1 protein-coding gene is annotated in these 540 nt (G+C 50.9%); it reads right to left on the bottom strand.

Features of this window, described 5'->3' with window-relative positions; genetic code table 11:
• On the bottom strand, positions 1-540 hold a 540-nt coding region (locus TX77_RS10510), incomplete at both ends, for a hypothetical protein (protein ID WP_230198117.1).

Genomic DNA, 540 nt, shown 5'->3' with positions numbered 1-540 from the left:
TCCTGAACTGCTTCATTGCCTAATACGTCAATGGCATAAACGGTATAAATACCGTTTGAAGTGACATGGAATTTCTCCGAGGCGATAATATCATTCCCCGCTCCTGCACCTCTAGCAAATTCAGCAGCATTTCGGCTGTCCGGCAGCCACAGCAGCGCAGACAATGTATTGCCTTTCGAGCCCCCGGATACGCCTGTTGTCACCGTCACGTCTGCGCCAGAGCTGCTCACATTGCCCGCACTCAGAGTAAGAACAGGAGGCTTTGAGGCAATAATGACCCCGCTCATATCCGGTACAACATAATCAATCGCGGCTGGTGCTCCGTTTAACCGGGTAATGCTTGCACCGGCCGGAAGCACGAGCTCAGAGGAAGCGGTAATATCATCCTCAAGTCCTTCCTCCAGAATGTATACAAAAGTAAGTTTGTTCAACGGCACATCCTGCATTCCGATATAGGCAGCATAGACAGTTTTGGTCGTCCCGCCGGAGCCAATCATAAGCGGAATCGTTGGCGTTCCGCTTACGGTAACCATGTATCCA

Origin of the sequence: Megasphaera massiliensis (assembly GCF_000455225.1) — a bacterium.
Lineage (GTDB): Bacteria > Bacillota > Negativicutes > Veillonellales > Megasphaeraceae > Megasphaera > Megasphaera massiliensis.
Note: the sequence above shows the minus strand (reverse complement) of the source record. Positions and strands in the feature narration are given on the sequence as shown.